Origin of the sequence: Massilia sp. BKSP1R2A-1, assembly GCF_050586525.1 — a bacterium.
In the GTDB taxonomy this organism is placed as follows: domain Bacteria; phylum Pseudomonadota; class Gammaproteobacteria; order Burkholderiales; family Burkholderiaceae_D; genus Telluria.
Window position 1 is genome coordinate 1 of record NZ_JBOBRE010000004.1, and the last position, 22,148, is coordinate 22,148.

The following is a 22,148-nucleotide window of genomic DNA, read 5'->3' on the forward strand; positions in this document are numbered from 1 at the left end:
AGGAACCCGCACAGTGGTGGCAGGCGCCGTCACGCTGGTTCGATCCGCAGGCGAAATCGGCGGATACCGGCGGTGTGTTCACGAACGAAGTCAACGCGCAGTCGAGCGCATTCCGCAATATTAATATGGTGCAACGTCTTTCAGCAGCGGTCCGCGAAGGGAAAAAGGTATTTGCTGTAGTGGGTCGCGACCACGTGTCACATCAAGCGGAAGCGTTGCGCTGCGCAGTCGGTAACAACTAGCAGAAGATTGACTAAGAGACAAAAGCACTGTTCACCGCCCGGAATGCGGGCGGTGCTGCAGTACTTGCTTGAATTGGTAGGCCTCCCCGGAGTCGAACCGGGCACCAACGGATTATGAGTCACCTGCCAAAATCAATAAAATCAATGACTTAGGTTAAAAGTCGTTCCGCAAAAATCAAAACTTATCGCCATTTCCCTCAGGCTTGCAACGTTTTCTGGACACTTTTGCGGAACTGCATTTCGCGTAGACCTTGCCATTCGAGTCCCGCCTTGCGTTGAATCCAACACCGGTCGTACACTGATCCATCAACTGTTCGCATTCGGACAAAAGCACGCGCTTAACATTGAGTTTGAGATTGGAAGAAATAAGGAAACTGATTGTTACGGTCTGCTACACAGTTTGCGCCTCGACGTTTTGGGGTGCAGTAGCTGCGGCCGGCGTCAGATATGCGTTCAATGTCGATTCCGGCACCGTTCTCCTATGTGTCGGACTGCCCGTCGCGTTAGCGTTTTCCCTCTACCTCTTTCCACGCCTACGCAAGATCATTGTGTCGAGTAATCGATACTAGCTCAAGTAGTCATGTCGCTCAGGGTCGACTAGCAGACCTTTGTAGATGAAAAAATCGTTTTGCGGAACTGCGTAAAGCGTAAAAAGCACTCTAAGTGCTTGATTTTATTGGTAGGCCTCCCCGGAGTCAAACCGGGCACCAACGGATTATGAGTCATCTGCGAAAGTCAATAAAATCAAAGACTTAGCTTGAAAATCGTTCCGCAAAAATCAAAAATCCTTGCCGTTTTCCTTGGGCTTCCAAGGTTTTCCGGAGATTTTTGCGGAACTGCTTTGCACGTAGATAGCCTTACCACTCAAGACCCTCCTTGCCTTGAGGCCAACAGGGGTCGTACACTCAGCCATCAATCGCCACTATCGGCCAGAAGCGGAAGCTCGCATTCGAGGATTCAACATGAATCTGCGTCGACTACAACTCCGCCCTGTCGAGGCATTTATGCTTACTCTACTTCTTGCAGGCTTGTACTTTTGCTGCACGCTAGCACTACTTCGGTTAAGCGCAAATTGGCTATCGAATCCTCTAGGTCACGCTTTTTTGGTCTGGTTACCTATCGCACTCTGCGGTCTGACGTATGCGCTGACTGTTGCCGATTCCTCACCTCGACTGGCAAGGGTGCTTCGTACTGCGGCTGCATCAACGATAGCGCCTTCGCTGGCGTTCGCATTTGTCGCATTCCTAGGTTTCGTTTGGCTCGACTGGAAGATGTAACCGATGGGGAGCCTGCACGGGAAACGCCCCCTGCTGCGTCCGCTTTGGGTTGCGCATTCAATGGGTTGGTGGACTTAGCGATTTATGTCGAAAACTCACCGATGAAAAACACTGCTTACCGGCTTCTTCTAGCGGTCTCGCTCCTAGTCGCCGTCATTGGGTGCAGCGACACGAAATCCCTGCCTGGCAATTACAAGTTAGAACGATGGGAAGATGGCAAATCTTACTATTTACATGGACCGTCAAAATTATTTGAAGGCCAAAGCGGAGGTGGAGTGATCGACGGCGTGCTTGTTCGTATAGCTTGGGATCGCGAGGTTATCGCTGCAGAGCGGTACGCCATTTTTCGTGGAGACCCGGACGGCTGGATGATTATCGATATTAAATCTGGAAAAATTTCTGGCCCTGTTTCAAATCCCGAGTTCGACGCGATTCGCATTAAGCGTCATCTTAAGGTGAAAGAAGCAAGGGAGGCTTGGGAAGAACTATGAAGTCGCGTCCGTCCGCTTCGGTCGTTAGCGGACCCTTGCAGACGCAAAATCGTTTTGCGGAACTGCGCAAATCGCAAAAAGCACTCTAAGTGCTTGATTTTACTGGTAGGCCTCCCCGGAGTCGAACCGGGCACCAACGGATTATGAGTCCGCTGCTCTAACCAGGCATGAGCTAGAGGCCCAGAAATCGGGACAGTGGCTAGAAGTGATCTCGCCACCCGCTTCCACCGGTGCGGTACCGTGAAGCAGAGTGGCGAGAGGATATTGCTTTTAGTGCAGGTACGTCAAGCTCAGACTACAACGATCACGAGCTGCCTTCGAGGAAGCTCTTCAGCTTGTCCGAACGCGACGGGTGACGCAGCTTGCGCAGGGCCTTCGCTTCGATCTGGCGGATACGCTCGCGGGTGACGTCGAACTGCTTGCCGACCTCTTCCAGCGTGTGGTCCGTGGACATCTCGATACCGAAACGCATGCGCAGCACCTTGGCTTCGCGCGGGGTCAGCGAATCCAGCACGTCCTTCACTACACCGCGCATCGAGGCATGCAAGGCCGCATCCGACGGCGCCAGCGTATTGTTGTCCTCGATGAAGTCGCCCAGGTGCGAATCGTCGTCGTCGCCGATCGGCGTCTCCATCGAAATCGGTTCCTTTGCGATCTTCATGATCTTGCGAATCTTATCTTCCGGCATCTCCATCTTGATGGCGAGGGTTGCCGGATCCGGTTCGGCGCCGGTCTCCTGCAGGATCTGGCGCGAGATCCGGTTCATCTTGTTGATCGTTTCGATCATGTGCACCGGAATACGGATCGTGCGCGCCTGGTCCGCGATCGAACGGGTGATGGCCTGGCGGATCCACCACGTCGCATACGTCGAGAATTTGTAGCCGCGACGGTATTCGAACTTGTCGACCGCCTTCATCAGGCCGATATTGCCTTCCTGGATCAGGTCCAGGAACTGCAGGCCCCGGTTGGTGTACTTCTTGGCGATCGAGATCACGAGACGCAGGTTGGCCTCGGTCATCTCGCGCTTGGCCTTGCGGGCCTTCATTTCACCGGCCGCCATCTGGCGGTTGATGTTGCGCAGGTCCGGCAGCGGCAGCACGACGCGCGCTTGCAGGTCGATCAGGCGTTGCTGCAGTTCCTTGATCGTCGGGATATTACGGCCCAGGATGGCGCTGTAGGCGTGGCCGGCGTTGACTTCGCCGTCGACCCATTCCAGGTTCGTCTCGTTGCCCGGGAAGACCTTGATGAAGTGGGCGCGCGGCATGCCGCAGCGGTTCACGGCGACGTCGAGGATCTGCTTCTCGATGTGGCGCACCTCGTCCACCTGGCCACGCAGGGTGTCGCACAGCTTCTCGACGACCTTTGCGGTAAAGCGGATGCCCAGCAGCTCGTTGGAGATCGACTCCTGTGCCTTGACGTAGGCCTTGGAGTTATAGCCGTCCTTCTCGAAGGCCTTGCGCATCTTGTCGAATTGCTGGGCGATCTGGTCGAACTTGCCGAGCGCAGCCTGCTTCAGCGCTTCCAGCTGCTCGGCCGAGTAGCCCGCCGCACCGGATGCACCGCCGCTGTCTTCTTCCTCTTCCTCGGCTTCTTCCTCTTCGTCCTCGTCCTCGTCCTCGTCATCGGTCGAAGTCGGCGCGACCGCCGTCGGCGAAGTCTGTTCGTCTTCTTCCGGATCGACCATGCCGTCGACGATCTCGTCGATCTTGATCTCGTCCTTCTCGATCCTGGCGGCGGCGTCGATGATCTCGGCGATGGTCACCGGGCAGGCGGAGATCGCCTGGATCATGTCCTTCAGGCCGTCCTCGATGCGCTTGGCGATCTCGATCTCGCCTTCGCGGGTCAGCAGCTCGACCGAACCCATCTCGCGCATGTACATGCGGACCGGGTCGGTGGTACGGCCGAAGTCGGAATCGACGGTCGACAAGGCTGCCTCGGCAGCCGCTTCGGCCTCGTCGTCGCTCGTGACGTTCGGAACATTGTCGGAGAGCAGCAGCGTTTCGGCGTCAGGGGCATGCTCGTAAACGGCGATGCCCATGTCGTTGAAGGTGCCGATGATGCCCTCGATCGCTTCCGGATCGACGATGTTTTCCGGCAGGTGGTCGTTGATTTCCGAGTAGGTGAGGAAGCCGCGCTCCTTGCCCGACTTGATCAGGGCCTTGAGCTTGTTGCGGCGAATCTCGAGCTCTTCCTCGCTCGCTTCGGTGTCCGACGAGAAGGCGTCTTTCAGCAGCGCTTTTTCCTTGGCCTTGCGGTCCTTGGCCTTGGCCTTGTCCGCGGCTTTCAGTTCGGCGCGCTCGACCGCGTTCAGCGCGGCGATCTCGTCGTTCTCGGGCGTGAATTCCTTCGGCTTGCGACCACGGCGTCCCGGGACCTTGACGGAAGGCAGGACGTAGCCGGACGTATCGATCGCGGCCAGTGCTGCCGCATCGGTCGTCTGGCTGACAGGCGCCGGGCTCGCGGTACGAACCTCGGCCTTGTCTTGACCTTTGTCCGCCTTGGCGGACGCTCTCGTGGTTTTAGCAGCCACTTTGGTTTCGGGTTTCTTGGTTGGCACAGGCGCTTTCGAAGTCACAACGACTAACTTTACGATGGTTAAAGATAAAGTTTTGTTACCTTACATCACCCTGCAGGCAACAATCTGTTGCCTCGCTAACTGAAACACCACGCCCCGATTGAAACAAAAAATGGTTTCAAAGGTTGCAATAGTTAGCGTTTTATTATAGCACGCACCCCTGTTTTTCCAAGTTGCACAAATGTACACACATGTGCTTGATTGCCTTGATTACCGGGGCGCCATGTCTGCTGCCGCCTCGCGGGCCAAGAGGTCCTGCTGGGCGGTAATTTCGCGATAGCGAGCACTTACCTGATCTGGGGTCAGGCCCGAAGAAAACAACTGGTTAAGCTCCTGCTTTAACGCATCCATCTTGATCTGACGCACCGCACTTAACAACCAGATGCGATCCGCATCAACGTCCGATTCCGGCTCGGCTGCGATTTCCGCAATCAGACTGTCGTATTCTGCCGTCACTTCTTTTAACTGCTGTGACAAGGCGGCGAACGTGCCGTGCTCGCCCAGCGCCTGGGCCATGCCGACCAGGTGGCGCAGGCTGTCTGCCGCTTCCTGGCCGAAGTAGTCGAAGGACTGCTGCGCGGCTTCATCGAACAGCAGCGCCAGGTGCGGGTGCGAGACCAGGATGCGCAGCATCTGCAGTTCCAGCCCCACCGGCTTGGGCCGGCCCTGGCGCGGCGGAGCCCGGCGCGCCACCGATACCGGCTTAGACAGTTCAAACAGCGATTCGATCTCGGCCGGCGTCGATTCCGTGAGGCTGGCCAGGCCGCGCACGATCTGCAGGCGCAGGCTTGTCGGCGCCATCGCCTGCAACATGGGCTTGGCCTCGTGCTGGGCGTGGGCGCGGCCTTCCGGGGTTTCCAGGTCGTGCTCGGTGGTCACCTCGCGCAGCAGGAACTGGGACAGCGGCATCGCATCCTGGATTTCCTGTTCGAAGGCCTCCGCGCCGCGTTCGCGGACGAAACTGTCGGGGTCGTGTTCCTGGGGCAGGAAGAGGAACTTGATGGTCTTGTCGTCCGTCACCTGCGGCAGGCAGGCCTCGAGCGCGCGGCGGGCGGCGCGGCGGCCGGCCTTGTCGCCGTCGAAGCTGAAGATCACCGTGTCGGTCTGGCGCAGCAGCTTTTGCACGTGGGTGCTGGTGCAGGCGGTGCCGAGGGTGGCGACGGCCTGCGGGAAACCGAGCTGGGCCAGGGCGACCACATCCATATAGCCCTCGGTCACGAGCACGTAGCCGGCGTCGCGGATCGGCTGGCGCGCCTCGAACAGGCCATACAGTTCCAGGCCTTTCTGGAACAAGGGAGTTTCCGGCGAGTTCAGGTATTTCGGCTCGCCACCGTCGAGCACGCGGCCGCCGAAGCCGATCACCTGCCCTTTGGTATTGCGGATCGGGAACATGACCCGTTCGCGGAAGCGGTCGTAGCGCTTCTTGTTGTTGCCGTCCTCGTCGACCTTGTCGATCACCAGGCCGGACTCGACCAGGGCCAGGGCGTCGTAGTCGGGGAAGACCGAGCGCAGATTGTCCCAGCCGCCGGGGGCGTAGCCCATGCCGAAGCGGGCGGCGACTTCGCCGGTCAGGCCGCGGTTCTTCAGGTAGGCGATGGCATTCGGCGCTTCGCGCAGCTGGGCGCGGTAATAGGCGCAGGCCTGGGTCAGCGCATCCGTCATCGCCAGCGCCTGGGCCTGCTGGGCGGCGCGTTGCTGGGGCGGGATCTTGTCGTCCTGGTCAGGCACCACCATGCCCACGTTCTGGGCCAGGTCCTTGACGGCATCGACGAAACCCATGCCCGAGTATTCGATCAGGAAGCCGATCGAGGTACCGTGGGCGCCGCAGCCGAAGCAGTGGTAGAACTGCTTGGTCGGGCTGACCGTGAAGCTGGGGGATTTTTCGTTATGGAATGGGCACAGGCCCATGTAGTTGGCCCCGCCCTTTTTCAGCTGGACGTAGCGGCCGACGACATCGACGATGTCGACACGATTGAGCAAATCGGTAATGAATGATTGCGGAATCACTAGGAGGTACTCAGTGTTTGTCTCAACTCAGACTATACCGCAGCGCTGACTGCAAGTTGATTAATGACAAGACAGATGTCTTGATGGGGCCGGCTGTGGGAAACATGCATCGCGGCGGTTCCAAAGCTGGTTGAACGCGTGGGCGTTTGTGATTCCGGGCGTTGCCCGGAATTACCCCGCCCACCCTACGGTACTACAACTGCGATGTTCGTAGGGTGGACGGTACTCCGCCCACGCGTCCAGCCAGCCGGAGATCAGCCCCCGCTCAGCGCCTTCTTGACCAGACCCGACACCACCGTCATATCCGCACGCCCCGCCAGCTTCGGCTTGAGCACGCCCATCACCTTGCCCATGTCCTGCGGACCCGCAGCACCGGTCGAGGCCACGGCGGCCTTCACCTCGGCGGCGATTTCCTCGTCCGACAGGCCGGCAGGCATATAGGTCGACAGGATCGCCAGCTCGCCCTTCTCGATCTCGGCCAGGTCGGCGCGGCCGCCGGCTTCGAACTGGGTGATCGAATCCTTGCGCTGCTTGATCATCTTCTCGACGATGGCCAGGGTCTGGGCGTCGTCCAGCTCGATCTGCTCATCCACTTCCTTGCGCTTGATGTCGGCGAGGATCAGGCGGATGGTGGCCAGGCGGGCGCTTTCCTTGGCGCGCATTGCGGCCTTCATGTCCTCGGTGATTTGTGCTTTCAGGCTCATGGCTTCTCCGTATTCGATGGGTATAAACGACAAAACCCGCCGCGGTAACAACCGGAGCGGGCTTGCGGACGCTCAGCGGCTCGCCGGGACAATGCTGTCACCGGCCAAGCCGTCAATGCAGTCTGATTAGTACAGCTTCTTCGGCAGCTGTTGGCTGCGGATACGCTTGTAGTGACGCTTCACTGCGGCGGCCAGCTTGCGCTTGCGCTCTGCAGTTGGCTTTTCGTAGAACTCGCGAGCACGCAGTTCAGTCAGCAGACCGGTTTTTTCGATAGTGCGCTTGAAGCGACGCATAGCGACTTCGAACGGCTCGTTTTCTTTAAGGCGGATAGTGGTCATGTAAAAATCAAACCGTTGGATTTAGGGAAGAACGAAATTCTAGCACCATTTGCCGTCCAGTGGAAGGTTTTATCAACTTGTTCCACAATTGCTACAGCGCTCATACGCTCGACCCGGCGACGTAGCCCGAGGCCCAGGCCCACTGGAAATTGTAGCCGCCCAGCCAGCCAGTCACGTCGACGGTCTCGCCAATGAAGTAGAGGCCCGGCACCTTATTTGCCATCATGGTTTGCTGAGACAGTTCGCGCGTATCCACGCCGCCCAGGGTTACTTCGGCCTTTTTATACCCTTCCGAACCGGTCGGGACGATGGCCCAGCGGTTGATGGCGTCGCCCAGCTTGCGCAGTTTCGCGTCGGCCATGTCCGCCAGGCGCGCATCCGGTGCGAAGCCATTGGCGATCAACAGGCCCTCGGCCAGGCGCGCCGGCAGCCATTGCGCCAGCACATTGCCGAGCTGCTTCTTGACCGTGGTTTTCGACGAGATCAGTTCTTCCGCGACATCCATCTCCGGCAGCAGGTCGAGCACGATCGGGGTGCCCGGCTGCCAGTAGCTCGAGATCTGCAGGATCGCCGGGCCGGACAGGCCGCGGTGGGTGAACAGCAGGTCCTCGCGGAAATGGCCGCCGCTCTTGCCCTTGCCGCCCTTCCCTTTCCCCTTGCCACCGCCGGTGCTCACCTCGACTTCGAGCGCAATGCCGGCCAGCGGGGCAAACGCTTCCCAGCTGGGGCCGTCGAAGGTCAGCGGCACCAGGCCGGGGCGCGGCTCGACGATCCCCATGTCGAACTGCTTCGCGATGCGGTAGCCGAGATCGGTCGCGCCGATCTTCGGGATCGACAGGCCGCCGGTGGCGACCACCACGCTGTCGCAGCTGATGTCGCCGCCTTCCGCCGTCACCAGGAAACCCGTGTCGGTTTTCTCGATCGCGCCGATCTTGCAGGGCATGCGCCAGGCGACCTCGCCCTGCTGGCATTCGGCGCGCAGCATCCCGATGATCTGCTCGGAGGAATCGTCACAGAACAGTTGGCCCTTGTGCTTCTCGTGGTAAGCGATGCGGTGCTTCTTCACGAGGCCGAGAAAATCCTGCGGAGTGTAGCGCGACAGGGCGCTGCGGCAGAAGTTCGGGTTCTCGGACAGGAAGTTGGCCGGGCCAGCGTTGACGTTGGTGAAATTGCAGCGCCCGCCGCCGGAAATGCGAATCTTCTCGGCCAGGCGGCCGGCATGGTCGAGCAGCACCACGCGCTTGCCGCGCCCGCCTGCTACGGCCGCGCACATCATGCCGGCGGCGCCTGCGCCGATTACTGCCACATCATAGTGTTTTGCCATTCCCCGCCCTAAACCGTTCGCCAAACCGGCCATTGTAAACGGTTGAGAAGCCGCGAGAAAGGCAGACGTATCAGGAACGAAGGGCCCGGGCGACGCGCACGCAGTGTGCAACCTGGGCCGTGATGGGACGCGGAATCGGCGCTTCGCCGCGCAGGGCGGCGGCGATCCAGGCGGCAGTGGTGGCGGCATCGCGCGCCTCCGGCACCTCGGCCAGTTCGTCGGCCGGCGCATCGCGCTCGACGAGCAGGGTTCGCTCGCCGCCGTGGAACCAGTCGATCTGCTGGGCGCGGTGCGGATTGGCGACCGTCTCGCCTTCCGTGCCGCGCATCAGGAAAGCGTCGCCGCGCGCCGGTGGCGCCGCCGTCGTGAAGTAGGTCGCCAGGGTCTCGAGATACTCTGGATGGGTATAGGACACCAGGCGCAGGGCCGGTCCTTCGAAAGGCTGCAGGATCTTGACCAGGGTGTGGGTGGAATTGCGCACACCCAGGATGCGGCGCAGGGACAATTGATGCGCCAGCTCGGGCGCCAGGCGTTCGATCGGGATGAAGGCCGGGCGGCCGCTCCCCATCGCCTCGAGGATGTCGTTCGAGGTGCCGGCCTCGGCCAGGCCCAGTTCGGCCAGGATCTCGGCCGTGGTGATGCGTCCGGGATCGTTGCGCACGCCATGCACCAGGGTCGGCACGCCCTCGCGCGCGAGCAGCAGGGCCAGCAGCGGCGTCAGGTTGGCCAGCTTGCGCGCGCCGTTGTAGCTCGGGATCAGGACTGGGGCATAGGGGCCTGGCGGCGCCGGCAAGGGAGCGAAGGAATGTTCCGCCGCATCCATGAAGCCGGCCAGCTCGTCGACCGATTCGCCCTTGATGCGCATGGCCAGCAGGATGCCCCCGAGTTCCAGGTCCGAGACGCGGCCGCCGAGCATGGCGGCATACAGTGCCCTGGCATCTTCGCGCGACATGCTGCGCGCGCCTTTCACACCGCGGCCGATTTCCTTGATGAAGGGCGCGGCGGCAAATCGTTCGATATTCTTGTCCATGGCGCCAGCATACAACGCGTTGAAAAATCGCGCCCTGATGTGCAGTTGCAGCAATTTCGGTCTACACTGGAGCGTCCATCAGACACTATCGCATCATGATCAACACCCCAGCCATCGAAAATACCAACGTCAGTTCCTTCGCGCGCATGCCGACGCCGACGGAACTCCACGCCACCCTGCCGCTCAGCGACCGCGCCTTCGCCACCGTCATGGGAGGCCGCGAGACGCTGCGCAATATCCTGGATCGCAAGGACAAGCGCCTCTTCGTGGTCGTCGGGCCCTGCTCGATCCACGATCCGGAAGCGGGCCTGGATTATGCGCGCCGCCTGAAGGCGCTGCAGGCCGAAGTCGCGGACACGATGGTGCTGGTGATGCGCGTGTATTTCGAGAAACCGCGCACCACCACCGGCTGGAAGGGCTATATCAACGACCCCTTCATGGACGATTCCTTCCGCGTCGACGTGGGCATGGAACGCGCGCGCCGCTTCCTGCTCGACGTCTGCGAACTGGGCCTGCCCACCGCCACCGAGGCGCTGGACCCGATTTCGCCGCAGTACCTCGGCGACCTGATCGCCTGGACCGCCATCGGCGCCCGCACCACCGAATCGCAGACCCACCGCGAAATGTCCTCCGGCCTGTCGACCCCGGTCGGCTTCAAGAACGGCACCGACGGGGATGTGAGCATCGCGATCAATGCGGTGCTGTCCTCGGCCAATCCGCACGCCTTCCTCGGCATCAATGGCCAGGGCAATGTGTCGATCGTCCGCACCAGCGGCAATGCCTACGGCCACGTGGTGCTGCGCGGCGGCGGCGGACGTCCGAACTACGACTCCGTGTCGGTGGCGATCGCCGAAGGTGCGCTCAAGAAGGCGGGCCTGCCGTCCAACCTGGTGGTCGATTGCTCGCATGCCAACAGCTACAAGAAGCCGGAACTGCAGCCGCTGGTCATGTCGGACGTGATCCAGCAGATCAAGCACGGCAACGGCTCGCTGGTGGGCGTGATGATCGAATCGAATATCGTCAGTGGCGCCCAGGCGATTCCGGCCGACCTGTCGCAGCTGAAGTACGGCTGCTCGGTGACCGACGGCTGCATCGGCTGGGAAGAAACCGAGGCGATGTTGCGCAGCGCGCACGCAGAGCTGCTCCAGCGCCCGTAGGCGTGTTCCGGTCCAGTGGACCGGAACACGCTCTGCCGAACGCGCGTTCAAATCGTTTTTGAATTGACGTATCGTCCATTTTTACGCTGATTGGACGCGCGGCCGGCGAAGCCGACCACCCTACTGTAAAATCTCGTTTTTCCCTCCAGCTGTTTCCCCATGATTGTCCTCGGCGTCGAATCCTCCTGCGATGAAACCGGCCTGGCTCTGTACGACACCGAGCGCGGCCTGCTGTCCCATGCCCTGCATTCGCAGGTGGCCATGCACGAAGAGTATGGCGGCGTGGTGCCGGAACTCGCCTCGCGCGACCACATCCGCCGCGCCCTGCCGCTGCTGGAGGAAGTGTTGAAACGCGCCGACACCCCGGCATCGGACATCGACGCGATCGCCTACACCCAGGGCCCGGGCCTGGCGGGCGCCCTGCTGGTCGGCTCCTCGGTGGCCTGCTCGCTGGCCCTCGCCCTGGACAAGCCGGTGCTCGGCGTGCATCACCTGGAAGGCCACCTGCTCTCGCCGCTGCTGGCCAGCGAGCGCCCGGAATTCCCCTTCATCGCCCTGCTGGTCTCCGGCGGCCACACCCAGCTGATGCGTGTGGATGGCGTCGGCCGCTATACCCTGCTGGGCGAAACGCTGGACGACGCGGCGGGCGAAGCCTTCGACAAATCGGCCAAGCTGCTCGGCCTCGGCTACCCGGGCGGCCCCGCGATCTCGCGCCTGGCCGAATTCGGCGACCCGGCTGCCTATACCCTGCCGCGCCCGATGCTGCATTCGAAGGATTTCAACTTCAGCTTCTCGGGCCTGAAAACGGCGGTGCTGACGGTGGTGAAGAACCACAGCGAAGCGGTGGCGAACATCTGCGAGCAGGACAAGGCGAACATCGCGCGCGGTTTCGTCGATGCCATCGTAGAGGTGCTCACCGCCAAGTGTGTGAACGCGCTGAAGCACACGGGCCTGAAACGCCTGGTGATCGCCGGCGGCGTCGGCGCCAACCGCCAGCTGCGCGAGTCGCTCAATGCGGCGGCCGCCAGGCGCAAGTTCAAGGTCTATTATCCCGAGCTGGAATTCTGCACCGACAATGGCGCCATGATCGCCTTCGCCGGCGCCATGCGCCTCGAGCGCAATCCTGCGCTGGCGCAGCGCGAGTACGCCTTCAACGTGCGTCCGCGCTGGCCGCTCGACGAGCTCGAAGCCGCCTGATTCTCTGCTGAAAACCTTGTTATCACAATTGAACTTGCAAGCCTGACATCGATCCTACCGTGTGACCGCCCCATGCCAAACAGTGGCAATATCCGGCGGTAAAGTTTTACGGAGGTAGGTGCAATGCGCGTTGTGAGTTGGAATATTCACTGGGGCTGTGGCAAGGATGGACGGATCCGCATCCATGCGATCATCGACGTCCTGCGCCGGCTGAATCCGGATGTCGTTTGCCTGCAGGAAGTGGCGGCGAATCATTCGGAACTGGATGGCGGCGCCACCGCCAACCAGTTCAAGCAGCTGGGCGGCGCCTTCGGCGGCTACCACATGATGGAACATGCGCCGAGTGAACTCTACAAGAACAACTCGCCGCGCCTGTTTGGCAACCTGATCCTCTCGAAATACCGCATCTCGCAGGTGCACCGCCACCTGCTGCCCTGGCCGGCCGACCCGGGCAACCCGGCCGGCATGCCGCGCGGCCTGATGGAAACCGTCATCGATGCGCCCAATGGCAAGCTGCGCCTGATGACCACCCACCTCGAGTATTACTCACCGCTGCAGCGCATGGCGCAGGTGCGCCGCATCCGCGAGCTGCACATGGAAGCCAGCAACCGGGCCCGCATCTTCCAGCCCGACCCGAACCTCGACGCGCCTTACCAGCTTGGCTTCCGGCCGGCATCGAGCATCCTGTGCGGTGACTTCAATTTCGCGCCCGATGCGGAAGATTACGCGGCGCTGCTGGCGCCGATGGAGGGCGGCGCCCCCGCCTTCCAGGATGCCTGGCGCGTGGCGCACGGCACGGTCGCGCGCGCGCCGACCACCGGCCTGCACGGCTACCCCTGGCCGGAGCGTCCCGAGTGCTACGACTATTTCTTCGTCACCGAGGACCTGGCGCCGCGCGTGGCCACGGTCGAGGTGCAGTCGGAGACGGCGGCCTCCGACCACCAGCCGATCCTGCTGGAGCTGAACTGAGTCAGCCGGGCTGGGGCGCGTCGCCGCGTGCGGCGATCTCGCGCAGGGCCTGCTCGAACACTTCCGGCGGCTGGCCGCCCGAGATCAGGTGGCGCTGGTTGATGATGATGGCCGGCACCGAGTGGATGCCGGCGCGCTGGAAGAACTGCTCGCGCTCGCGCACCTCGTCCGCATAGGCATCGGATTGCAGGATCTGCGCGGCGGTGTCGCGGTCCAGGCCGACACGCTCGACGGCGCGCAGCAGCACGTCGTGGTTGCTCGGATCTTCGCAGCGGGTGAAATAGGCTTCGAACAGCGCCAGTTTCAGGTCACGCTGCTGGCCCTCTTCCTCGGCCCAGGACAGCAGGCGGTGGGCGTCGAAGGTGTTGTAGATGCGGCCGCGGCGCTCCATGTCGAAGGTGAAGCCGACATCGAGGCCGCGCTGGCGGATCATCTCGCGGCTATTGGCCTGCTGCTCGGCCGTCGCGCCGTATTTTTCCGTGATGTGCTCGACGATGTCCTGGCCGTCCGGGCCCATGTTCGGGTTCAGTTCGAAGGGCTGGAAATGCAGGTCGACGGTCACGTCGCCGCCCATGCGCAGCAGCGCCGTTTCCAGCGACTTGTAGCCGATCGCGCACCACGGGCACGAGACGTCCGACACGAAGTCGATCCTGAGTTGCTTGGCCATTGATGCCACCTTTCTGTTCATTGCGGCACGGAGTGTGCCAGGTGGCGTTATGGTAACGCGATGTGCGTTTTGGCGTGGCGCGCCGGCTATTTCGGCGCGCCAGGAGCTACGGTGCTATTTCTTCGCAGCGCCCTTGGCCTTGCTGCCGATCTTCGACTCCTTGCCGGCGATCAGGTTTGCGATGTTCGCGCCATGGCGATACAGCAGCAGCGCGCTCATCACGACCACGGCGAACAGGATCTCGTCCGCGCCGAACAGCAGGCCATAGTAGAAGGGGGCGAACACCGAGGCGATCAGGGCCGCCAGCGAGGAGTAGCGGAAGGCGTAGGCGACGATCAGCCAGGTCGCGAGCGTGGCCAGGCCGAGCCAGACGTTGATGCCCAGCAGCACGCCGAGCGCCGTCGCCACGCCCTTGCCGCCCACGAAGCGGAAGAACACCGGCCACAGGTGGCCCAGGAAGACCGCGATGGCGACCAGGGCAATGCCGCCCTCTTCGATGCCGTAGGACGGGCCGAACTTGACCGCCAGCCAGACCGCCAGCCAGCCCTTGGCGGCGTCGCCGACCAGGGTCGCGATCGCGGCCTTCTTGCTGCCGCTGCGCAGCACATTGGTGGCGCCCGGGTTCTTGGAGCCGTAGGTGCGCGGGTCGGACAGGCCGAAGGCGCGGCTCATCACGACGGCGAAGGAAATCGAGCCGATCAAATAAGCGGCAATGGTGGCAATCAGGGTGTTCATCACGTCTTTCTAGTGGTCTCTTGCTTGTTCTTATGAGTACATATGCTCGGGCGCTCGGGACTATACACCATTGCCCCGGCGCCCAGGAAGCTCACTCGGCCAGCGCGCATTGCACCGGCCGCGCGCCCAGCACGCCGGTCAGGACGCCCGGATCGATGCCGACCAGGTAGCCGCGGCGGCCACCGTTGATATAGATTTTTTCCAGCGCCAGGACCGTTTCCTCGACATAGACCGGCATCGCCTTGCGGATCCCGAAGGGCGAAGTGCCGCCCACCAGGTAGCCCGAATGGCGCTGCGCGACTTCCGGTTTGCAGGGCTCGACCGACTTGCAGGGAATCGCGCGCGCCAGGTTCTTGGTCGAGACCTTGCGGTCGCCGTGCATCAGGACGATCAGCGGGCGCGCGGCCTCGTCCTGCATCACCAAGGTCTTCACGACATGGTGCTCAGGCACTCCTAACTCGCGCGAAGAAACTGACGTGCCACCATGTTCTTCATAGTCGTAGGGATGTTCCGTGAAACTCACCCCATGCTTGCGCAGGAACTGCGTCGCGGGTGTCTCTGACACGTGCTCTTTCTTGGCCATGCGTGGTACGCTAAGATGACTATGGGAGTTTCTATTATGCAGCAAGAAATTCGCTTTGCCACCTTCAACACCTATAACCTGGCCCCGCCCGGCATGCGCTGCTACGAGAACCTCGAGCCCTGCAGTCCGGAGGAGTACGAGGCCAAGCTGCAGTGGACGGCGCATCAAATCGATCTTCTGAATGCCGACGTGATCGGCTTCCAGGAGATTTTTTCTCAGGCTACCTTGCGCGAGGTGCTGTCACGCACCCGGCGCTTTCGCGAGGCAGTGCACCTCGGCTTCGATCCCGATCCGGAAGCCCCGCGCCTGACACCGAGCGTGGCCCTGGTCTCGCGCCTGCCGGTCGTGAGCCACGCGCGGCCCCTGACCATGTTCCCCGAAAGCGTGGCCATGCCGGCCGGCAGCCGCGACCCTGACCGCTTCACGCGCGCGCCGCTGCATGCCGAGGTCGAGCTGGCGCCGGGCATCGTCATCGACGTCGTGGTCGTGCACCTGAAGTCGCGCCGGCCCGACTACCGCGCCAGCGATACGGGCGAAGACCCGAACCTGTATGCCCTCGCCTGCCTGCGCTCCCTGATCCGGCGCGGCACCGAAGCCACCGCCCTGCGCGTCATGCTCACCGACATGGCGCGCGAAAATCAGCGTCCCCGCATCGTGCTGGGCGACTTCAACGACGTCGCCGATTCCGTCACCACCGAGATCGTGCTGGGCGAAGGCGCGCCGCTGGCCGAACGCATGTTCGACGCCGCACGCCTGCACATGCACCAGGATAATCTGCGCAGCGTGGGGTTCTCGATCGTGCACGAGAGCCGGCATTCGACCATCGACCATATCCTGGTGTCGCAGGAATTCAATCCGGTGCTGCCGGACGCGATCGGGGAGGTGGTGGACGTGGTGTACCTGAACGACCACCTGGACCTGGGGCTGCCGGAGGCCTCGGACCACGGGCAGGTGCTGGCGCGGATTCGCCTGTATCCGCAGACGGGGCGGCTCGACGGCGGCCTTGATTAAGCGAAAGAGCCGGCCGACGCGTCTTCTATAACGTAGGGTGGGCAGACTCAGCCCACGCGTTCACATTACGCATCCCGGCACGCTCCGTGGCGCGAATCCGTTCGTTGACCGCGTGGGCGGCGCCAAGGTTATCGCGCGATTCATTGCGCGGTGGAGCCGCCCACCCAACGTTCTCTTGCACATCAGCAGTACCTGGCAACTGCCCATTCACGAGGGCGCCGGCCCGAAATCCGGCCTGCTGCTCGCTCCCGCTGCATAAAACCCCTGGTACTGGTCGCAGCCGTGCTGCTGCAGGAAGCGCAGTTGCTCCGCCGTTTCCACCCCTTCGGCCACCACCCGCAGGCGCAGGCTGCGCGCCACGGCGATGATGGCCGGGATCATGGCCGCGTCCAGGGGATCGTGCTCGATGTCGCTCACGAAGCTGCGGTCGATCTTCAACTTCGACAGCGGATAGCGCCGCAGGGACGACAGGCTCGAGAGCCCCGTGCCGAAGCGGTCGATGGTCAGCTGCACGCCGCGTGAACGCAGTGCCTCCACGATGTTGTCCAGACCAGCGTCGCCGTGCATGATCGCCCCTTCCGTGATTTCCAGGTCGAGGTATCCGGGCGCCAGGCCGGACTGCGCCAGGGCCTCGTCGACGGTGTCGAGGAGGCGCCCGTGCAGGAACTGGGCGTCGGACAGGTTCACGGCCACCGTCACGTCGTGCCCCTCGTCGCGCCAGGCACGCGCCTGGCCGCAGGCTTCGCGCAGCACCCAGTCGCCGATCGGCACGATCAGCCCGCACTCCTCGGCCACCGGCAGGAAGTCCTGGGGCAGCAGCAGGCCGCGTTCGGGATGGCGCCAGCGGATCAGGGCTTCGACGCCGATCACGCGGCCGCTGCCGACGTCGAGCTCGGGCTGGTATTCGAGCAGGAATTCGCCGCGGTCCAGGGCCTGGCGCAGGCGCTGCTCCAGCACGCCGCGCTCGAGCACGCGGGCATTCATCTCGGGGCTGAAGAAGCGGAAGCTGTCGCGCCCGTTCTGCTTGGCGTGGTACATCGCGACGTCGGCGTGGTGCATCAGGGTGTCGACGTCGGTTCCGTCGGTGGGGCAGATCGCCACGCCGATCGAGGCCGACAGCGTGACCAGGCTTTCGCCCACCTCGACGGGCCGCGCCACCGCCTGCATGACGGCGTGCGCCACATGGGCGGCCTGGTCGGCGCCGCCGATATCGGCCAGCAGCACCACGAACTCGTCGCCGCCCAGGCGGCTGATGGTGTCGACGCGCCGTACGCAGCCGCGCAGGCGCGCCGCCACCTCGCGCAGCACGGCGTCGCCGGCCTGGTGGCCATTGTTGTCGTTGATGGCCTTGAAGCGGTCGAGGTCGAGGAAGAGCACGGCGAAGTTGTCGCGCTGGCGGCGCCAGGTGGCCAGCGCGTGGTGCATGCGGTCGAGGAAGAGCGTGCGGTTCGGCAGACCGGTGAGCGGATCGTGCTCGGCCTGGTGGCGCACCTGGTCTTCGGCCCGCTTGCGCTCGCTGATGTCGGACAGCATGGCCATGTAGCTGATGGCCTCGCCGCGCGGATCGCGGATGGTGGTGAGCGCCACCCAGGCCGGGTAGCGCTCGCCGTTCTTGCGCATGGCCGCGACCTCGCCCTGCCAGTAGTCGTTGCCGTCGAGCTGGGACCAGATGCTTTCGTAGAAGCCGGCTTCGATCCCCCGCCAGGGCAGGCTGGCGAGCGTGGCCCCGACGATGTCGGCGGCGGCATAGCCGGTAATGGTGGTGAAGGCCGGGTTGACTGCCTGCACCCGGTATTGGGCATCCATGAGGATCATGCCCTCGTGCGCGTTCTCAAACACGCGCGCGGCCGACATGAGGTTTTCTTCGACCTGCTTGCGGCCGGTGATGTCGACCTCCATGCAGAACACCTGCTGGGTGGCGCCCTCGCGCTTGACGGGGAAATGGTTTGAGTGCAGCCACAGGCGCCGGCCGGCGGCGGTTTCCACATGCCAGTCGCGTGGGGCGGGCGCACTGCCCTCGCGCCAGATGTCGGCGATGGCGGCGTCGAATTCGGCCTGGCGCTCGAGGTGGGAGACGAGCGCGCGGAAAGGGCGCCCCAGGGCATGGCTGGCCGGGATGCCGAACAGCTGGGCGCAGGCGTGGTTCCAGAAGCGCACGATGCCGCGGGCGTCGACCGAGTGCACGGCGACTGCCGGCGCCAGTTCGATGGCCGTGACGAAGCGGTACAGCCAGTCCAGCGCTTCACGGCCGGGGCTGTCGCTGTGGAAGGCGCCGGCCTGGTCGTCGCTGCGTGCGACAGGCTCCGGCCGGCCAGGATCGGGCGCGCCGCCGGATAGGCCCGGCCGGCCGGTCTGACCCTGGGTGGAGTCGTTCACGGGAAAGATCCTTATCAAGAAGAAAGCATCGTGAGTCCGATGACAATCCCCTTATTCTTTCCCTTCTTCCGGCACGCCCTTTGCGGGTACGCAAACGGGCCGGCGGCCCGCATTTCGTCGCGCGTTTCTGCATTCCAGACCCGCCGCGCGGCCGCCTGTCGCATGCCGGTGGCGCCGCATGGCGCACAGGCCTACAGTCACACCATGCGCAAGGAGCTCCATCTTGCTAACAAGACGGAGTCCGCGCGCCCAATCTTCCCCGCACCGGCGCTCGCACGCAGCCGAAGGCGGACGGTTCAGGCGGCGCCTTGTGGCGCCGCCTCGTCTTCCGCATCGGCCGAGGTTTCGCCATCCTGCCCGCCGGCGGCGCCATCCTGTCCTTCCGGCGCCGCATGTTTCGCTTCCTGCTTGCGCCGCGCCTTTTCCTCGGCCTTGCGCTTTTTCTCGAGTTCCCGTTGTCGCTTTTCGTACTGGAAGTTTGTCTTTGCCATGTTTACCTCGTTACGAGCTCTGCCAATTGAAGAGGGATGTCCACTGCCGTGCTGCACGGCCATTATGGACGAGGGATTGCGCCGCGGTTTGAATTAACCCCGCGGGTGGTGCTGGGCGTGCAGGTGCTTGAGGCGCTCGCGCGCAACATGCGTGTAAATCTGTGTGGTGGAAATGTCTGCGTGGCCCAGCAAGAGCTGCACCACGCGCAGGTCGGCGCCGTGGTTCAGCAGGTGGGTGGCGAAGGCGTGGCGCAGGGTGTGCGGCGACAGCGGCCCCTTGATGCCGGCCTTGAGTGCATGTTTCTTGATCAGGATCCAGAACATCTGGCGCGTCATCGGCCCGCCGCGGCCGGTCACGAAGAGCGCATCGTCGACCTGCCCGTTCAGGATGATGCCGCGCGCATCTTTCAGGTAACGCTCCAGCCACAGCCTTGCCTCCTGTCCGAATGGTACCAGGCGGGTCTTGCTGCCCTTGCCGGTGATGCGCAGCACGCCATCGTTCAGGCTCACTTCGACCAGTTTCAATGCCACCAGTTCCGATACCCGCAGGCCGCTGGCATACATCAGCTCCAGCATGGTGCGTTCGCGCAAACCCAGCGGCGTCGATATATCGGGCGCGGCGAGCAGGGCCTCGACCTGGCTTTCGCTCAAGGTGTGGACGAAGCGCAGCGGCTGTTTCGCCGAGGCCATCTTCAGGCAGGGGTCTTGCGCGATCTGGTTGCGGCGCAGCGCCAGGCCATAGAAGCGCTTGAGCACGGACAGGCGCCGGTTGGCCGAGCTGGGGCGGGTGTCTTCGTGGCGCTCGGCGAAATAGGCGGCGATGTCTTCCGGCTGCACGGCGAGCAGGCTGGCGCGCTGCGGGCGCTTCGCTTCCAGCCAGCCGGCGAAGAGCTTCAGGTCGCGGCGATAGGCGTCGAGCGAATTTTTGGCCAGCCCCTGTTCCAGCCAGAGGGTGTCGCAGAACTCGTCGATCAGTCCCAGATCGATTGCTGCTGCCATGGGGATGCGGTTGCGCCTTCGTGGCGCAGCAGCCAGCGCTTGACGGACAGGTGGAAGCCGTTCTCGTCGTCCTGGTTCGAGAAGCCGCCCAGGCCGCCGGATGCGGTGACGCGGTGGCAGGGAATAATCAGGGGGAACCAGTTGGCGCCGCAGGCCTGGCCGACCGCGCGCGGGGCCGAAGAAATCAGCTTGGCCAGCTGGCCGTAGGTCTTGACGCTGCCGCGCGGGATGCTCGAGATCTCACCCCAGACACGGCGCTGGAAATCGGTGCCGGCCTGGAACAGGGGCAGGTCGAAACGGAAATCGGGGTCGGCCAGATACCGGCCGACCTGCTCCGCAGCCTGTGCGGCTACCTCGTTGTCGGCCGCCTTTTCTTCGTAGGACGGCGGCAGGTAGACCAGCTCGCGCACCCGGCCTTCCTGCGTGCGGATCCCGAGCGCGCCAAACGGGGCCGGCACGATGGCGTTGAACGAAACCGAGTCTGTCTTCATGCCCCCATCTTAACCGGTGAGCGGTCCCCAGGCCACCCCTTTGAAGACGCCGGGCGGCGCTGCGGACGAAAAAAAAGCGCACTCAAAGGTGCGCTCCAATTCGGGTCACGTCCCCGGCCGTTTAGCTGTGCTAACGGCTTCTGTAAAACGTGTGTCTCCTCGATTTTTCTCCGGTATGGATTACCGTGATTTTCTCTATGCTCCCCAAAACCGTGTGTGTTCTGTTCGCGTACGCACCATGTAAGTGCGAGAAGGCCCCATCATAACGCAAGCATTGCGCTCAAACGTATCTTTTTGACCACATTACTACAATTATTTTACTTATGAAGAAATCGCATGACCGTTCGCGACATGTGTCGTCTCCATGTCACCTGGCGCCCGCTTCGCGCCGGATCGCCTGCACCAGGTCCTTGCCGATACGCTCTTCCACCCGTGCATACACGGGCGCCATCGCCTTGCGCCACTCGGCCTGCTGCTGCGGGCTGAGCGTATGGATGGTGGTGGTGCCCGCGCGGCGGATCGCTTCCAGTGCTTCGTCGTTGGTGCGCTGGGCGATGGTCTTCTCGTAGGCCGTCGCTTCCGCCATGGCGCGCTCGAGGATGCGGCGGGTCGCGGCCGGCAGGCCATCCCAGAACTTCTTGTTGACGATGACCGCATAGCCGAGGTAGCCATGGTTGGACACTGTCAGGTGCTTCTGGGTTTCATGCATCCGCTGCGTAAACATGTTCGAGGGCGTGTTCTCGGTGCCCTGCACCACGCCGTTGCGCAGGGCCGGTGCGGTTTCCGAGAAGGCCAGCGAGAGCGGCTGGGCGCCGAGCGCGCGCATCTGTTCGTCCAGCACGCGCGAGGACTGGATGCGCATGCGCAGGCCGCGGAAATCGGCGGGCGCAAGCAGCGGCTTGTTGGCCGACATGATCTTGAAGCCATTGTCCCAATAGGCCAGGCCGGTGATGCCTTTGGACTCCAGCTTGGCCAGCAGCTTGCGGCCGATGCGGCCCTCGGTCACCGCATACAACGCCTGTTTGGAGGGGAAGATGTAGGGCAGGTCGAAGGCTTCGAATTCCTTCACGCCCAGCGGCGAGAACTTGGCCAGCGAAGGCGCCAGCATCTGCACCGCGCCCAGCTGCAGGGCCTCGAGCTCCTCGCGGTCCCTGTAGAGCTGGCTGTTCGGGTAGACTTCCACCTTCACCTGGCCATTGCTCATCTGCTCGGCCAGCGCCTTGAAGCGCTCGGCGGCGCGGCCCTTCGGCGTGCCGGGTGCGACCACGTGGCTGAACTTGATGACGATCGGCGCAGCGGACGCGTTCGGCGCAGTGCGCGCTTGCGCCAAGGCGCCGGGGCTGGAGGCGAATCCGGCACAGGCAAGCAGCACCGCGGCCAGGAGGGGGAATCGCATGAGGTTTCGGTCTTCCTGAAGAACAATGGGAATAAGATAGTCCCAGTCTGCGCGCACCAGGACAGGTGCACCATCGTGGACATCCAC

20 protein-coding genes and 1 tRNA gene are annotated in these 22,148 nt (G+C 63.1%); 6 read left to right on the forward strand and 15 right to left on the reverse strand.

From position 1 onward, the window contains the following. A partial coding sequence (locus ACQ7JA_RS07420) for a hypothetical protein (protein ID WP_430896126.1) occupies nt 1-242 on the forward strand: 242 nt, incomplete at its 5' end. 1,255 nt (nt 243-1,497) lie between these two features. Next, entirely contained in the window at nt 1,498-2,010 is a 513-nt protein-coding gene (locus tag ACQ7JA_RS07425) for a hypothetical protein (RefSeq protein ID WP_430896129.1), read from the forward strand. A 103-nt stretch (nt 2,011-2,113) separates the two neighbouring features. Here ACQ7JA_RS07425 and ACQ7JA_RS07430 read toward each other — a convergent pair. The 7 genes from ACQ7JA_RS07430 to ybiB all read right to left on the reverse strand — a co-directional run bounded on the left by ACQ7JA_RS07430 (nt 2,114) and on the right by ybiB (nt 9,989). Beyond that, nucleotides 2,114-2,192, reverse strand: a tRNA-Ile gene (locus ACQ7JA_RS07430). A 122-nt stretch (nt 2,193-2,314) separates the two neighbouring features. Then, nucleotides 2,315-4,567: an RNA polymerase sigma factor RpoD gene (gene rpoD / locus ACQ7JA_RS07435; RefSeq protein WP_430896131.1), complete on the reverse strand. Its 2,253-nt coding sequence runs from the start codon at nt 4,565-4,567 to the stop codon at nt 2,315-2,317. Between the two features lie 228 nt (nt 4,568-4,795). Then, nucleotides 4,796-6,592, reverse strand: coding sequence for a DNA primase (dnaG, locus tag ACQ7JA_RS07440; RefSeq protein WP_430896133.1), 1,797 nt, complete (start codon nt 6,590-6,592; stop codon nt 4,796-4,798). Between the two features lie 254 nt (nt 6,593-6,846). Then, nucleotides 6,847-7,296: a GatB/YqeY domain-containing protein gene (locus tag ACQ7JA_RS07445; RefSeq protein WP_430896135.1), complete on the reverse strand. Its 450-nt coding sequence runs from the start codon at nt 7,294-7,296 to the stop codon at nt 6,847-6,849. Between the two features lie 126 nt (nt 7,297-7,422). After that, entirely contained in the window at nt 7,423-7,635 is a 213-nt protein-coding gene (gene rpsU, locus ACQ7JA_RS07450) for a 30S ribosomal protein S21 (protein ID WP_005665410.1), read from the reverse strand. A gap of 100 nt (nt 7,636-7,735) precedes the next feature. Further along, complete coding sequence (locus ACQ7JA_RS07455) at nt 7,736-8,959, reverse strand: NAD(P)/FAD-dependent oxidoreductase (RefSeq protein ID WP_430896140.1); 1,224 nt, start codon at nt 8,957-8,959, stop codon at nt 7,736-7,738. A gap of 70 nt (nt 8,960-9,029) precedes the next feature. Further along, nucleotides 9,030-9,989 carry a DNA-binding protein YbiB gene (ybiB, locus tag ACQ7JA_RS07460; RefSeq protein WP_430896142.1) on the reverse strand — a complete coding sequence of 320 codons (960 nt, stop codon included), beginning with the start codon at nt 9,987-9,989 and terminating at the stop codon, nt 9,030-9,032. A 98-nt stretch (nt 9,990-10,087) separates the two neighbouring features. On the opposite strand from ybiB, the gene ACQ7JA_RS07465 reads away from it, so the two are divergent. From ACQ7JA_RS07465 to ACQ7JA_RS07475, 3 genes are all read left to right on the forward strand, one after another. Then, complete coding sequence (locus ACQ7JA_RS07465; protein ID WP_430896821.1) at nt 10,088-11,146, forward strand: 3-deoxy-7-phosphoheptulonate synthase; 1,059 nt, start codon at nt 10,088-10,090, stop codon at nt 11,144-11,146. 159 nt (nt 11,147-11,305) lie between these two features. Then, the gene (gene tsaD, locus ACQ7JA_RS07470) at nt 11,306-12,343 is read left to right on the forward strand and encodes a tRNA (adenosine(37)-N6)-threonylcarbamoyltransferase complex transferase subunit TsaD (RefSeq protein WP_430896145.1); all 1,038 of its coding nucleotides are present in this window, start codon (nt 11,306-11,308) and stop codon (nt 12,341-12,343) included. A gap of 123 nt (nt 12,344-12,466) precedes the next feature. Beyond that, nucleotides 12,467-13,312 (forward strand): endonuclease/exonuclease/phosphatase family protein, encoded by an 846-nt coding sequence (locus tag ACQ7JA_RS07475; RefSeq protein WP_430896148.1) that lies wholly within the window; start codon nt 12,467-12,469, stop codon nt 13,310-13,312. 1 nt (nt 13,313) lies between these two features. Here ACQ7JA_RS07475 and ACQ7JA_RS07480 read toward each other — a convergent pair whose 3' ends face one another. From ACQ7JA_RS07480 to ybaK, 3 genes are all read right to left on the reverse strand, one after another. Continuing rightward, the gene (locus tag ACQ7JA_RS07480; protein ID WP_430896150.1) at nt 13,314-13,979 is read right to left on the reverse strand and encodes a DsbA family oxidoreductase; all 666 of its coding nucleotides are present in this window, start codon (nt 13,977-13,979) and stop codon (nt 13,314-13,316) included. Between the two features lie 114 nt (nt 13,980-14,093). Further along, nucleotides 14,094-14,714 (reverse strand): glycerol-3-phosphate 1-O-acyltransferase PlsY, encoded by a 621-nt coding sequence (plsY, locus tag ACQ7JA_RS07485; RefSeq protein ID WP_430896152.1) that lies wholly within the window; start codon nt 14,712-14,714, stop codon nt 14,094-14,096. 91 nt (nt 14,715-14,805) lie between these two features. After that, nucleotides 14,806-15,297 carry a Cys-tRNA(Pro) deacylase gene (gene ybaK, locus ACQ7JA_RS07490; RefSeq protein ID WP_430896155.1) on the reverse strand — a complete coding sequence of 164 codons (492 nt, stop codon included), beginning with the start codon at nt 15,295-15,297 and terminating at the stop codon, nt 14,806-14,808. A gap of 36 nt (nt 15,298-15,333) precedes the next feature. Here ybaK and ACQ7JA_RS07495 point away from each other — a divergent pair, with 36 nt between their 5' ends. After that, nucleotides 15,334-16,308: an endonuclease/exonuclease/phosphatase family protein gene (locus tag ACQ7JA_RS07495; RefSeq protein ID WP_430896158.1), complete on the forward strand. Its 975-nt coding sequence runs from the start codon at nt 15,334-15,336 to the stop codon at nt 16,306-16,308. A 207-nt stretch (nt 16,309-16,515) separates the two neighbouring features. Here ACQ7JA_RS07495 and ACQ7JA_RS07500 read toward each other — a convergent pair whose 3' ends face one another. From ACQ7JA_RS07500 to ACQ7JA_RS07520, 5 genes are all read right to left on the reverse strand, one after another. Next, nucleotides 16,516-18,684 carry a putative bifunctional diguanylate cyclase/phosphodiesterase gene (locus ACQ7JA_RS07500; protein WP_430896160.1) on the reverse strand — a complete coding sequence of 723 codons (2,169 nt, stop codon included), beginning with the start codon at nt 18,682-18,684 and terminating at the stop codon, nt 16,516-16,518. A gap of 296 nt (nt 18,685-18,980) precedes the next feature. Next, complete coding sequence (locus ACQ7JA_RS07505) at nt 18,981-19,175, reverse strand: hypothetical protein (protein ID WP_430896162.1); 195 nt, start codon at nt 19,173-19,175, stop codon at nt 18,981-18,983. Nucleotides 19,176-19,268: 93 nt separating this feature from the next. After that, on the reverse strand, nt 19,269-20,174 hold the full coding sequence (gene xerD, locus ACQ7JA_RS07510) for a site-specific tyrosine recombinase XerD (RefSeq protein ID WP_430896164.1): 906 nt from the start codon (nt 20,172-20,174) through the stop codon (nt 19,269-19,271). Then, nucleotides 20,147-20,665, reverse strand: coding sequence for a methylated-DNA--[protein]-cysteine S-methyltransferase (locus tag ACQ7JA_RS07515; protein WP_430896167.1), 519 nt, complete (start codon nt 20,663-20,665; stop codon nt 20,147-20,149). Before ACQ7JA_RS07515 ends, xerD begins: the two co-directional genes overlap by 28 nt. Before the next feature lie 367 nt (nt 20,666-21,032). Next, the gene (locus ACQ7JA_RS07520; protein WP_430896170.1) at nt 21,033-22,061 is read right to left on the reverse strand and encodes a TRAP transporter substrate-binding protein; all 1,029 of its coding nucleotides are present in this window, start codon (nt 22,059-22,061) and stop codon (nt 21,033-21,035) included. Nucleotides 22,062-22,148: the final 87 nt, after the last annotated feature.

Coding starts and splice junctions, on each gene's coding strand:
- ACQ7JA_RS07475 (WP_430896148.1), top strand. CDS start 12,467: ATGCGCGTTGTGAGTTGGAATATTCACTGGGGCTGTGGCAAGGATGGA.
- ACQ7JA_RS07505 (WP_430896162.1), bottom strand. CDS start 19,175: ATGGCAAAGACAAACTTCCAGTACGAAAAGCGACAACGGGAACTCGAG.
- ACQ7JA_RS07495 (WP_430896158.1), top strand. CDS start 15,334: ATGCAGCAAGAAATTCGCTTTGCCACCTTCAACACCTATAACCTGGCC.
- ACQ7JA_RS07445 (WP_430896135.1), bottom strand. CDS start 7,296: ATGAGCCTGAAAGCACAAATCACCGAGGACATGAAGGCCGCAATGCGC.
- ACQ7JA_RS07480 (WP_430896150.1), bottom strand. CDS start 13,979: ATGGCCAAGCAACTCAGGATCGACTTCGTGTCGGACGTCTCGTGCCCG.
- ACQ7JA_RS07455 (WP_430896140.1), bottom strand. CDS start 8,959: ATGGCAAAACACTATGATGTGGCAGTAATCGGCGCAGGCGCCGCCGGC.
- plsY (WP_430896152.1), bottom strand. CDS start 14,714: ATGAACACCCTGATTGCCACCATTGCCGCTTATTTGATCGGCTCGATT.
- rpsU (WP_005665410.1), bottom strand. CDS start 7,635: ATGACCACTATCCGCCTTAAAGAAAACGAGCCGTTCGAAGTCGCTATG.
- xerD (WP_430896164.1), bottom strand. CDS start 20,174: ATGGCAGCAGCAATCGATCTGGGACTGATCGACGAGTTCTGCGACACC.
- ybiB (WP_430896142.1), bottom strand. CDS start 9,989: ATGGACAAGAATATCGAACGATTTGCCGCCGCGCCCTTCATCAAGGAA.
- ybaK (WP_430896155.1), bottom strand. CDS start 15,297: ATGGCCAAGAAAGAGCACGTGTCAGAGACACCCGCGACGCAGTTCCTG.
- ACQ7JA_RS07515 (WP_430896167.1), bottom strand. CDS start 20,665: ATGAAGACAGACTCGGTTTCGTTCAACGCCATCGTGCCGGCCCCGTTT.
- ACQ7JA_RS07520 (WP_430896170.1), bottom strand. CDS start 22,061: ATGCGATTCCCCCTCCTGGCCGCGGTGCTGCTTGCCTGTGCCGGATTC.
- tsaD (WP_430896145.1), top strand. CDS start 11,306: ATGATTGTCCTCGGCGTCGAATCCTCCTGCGATGAAACCGGCCTGGCT.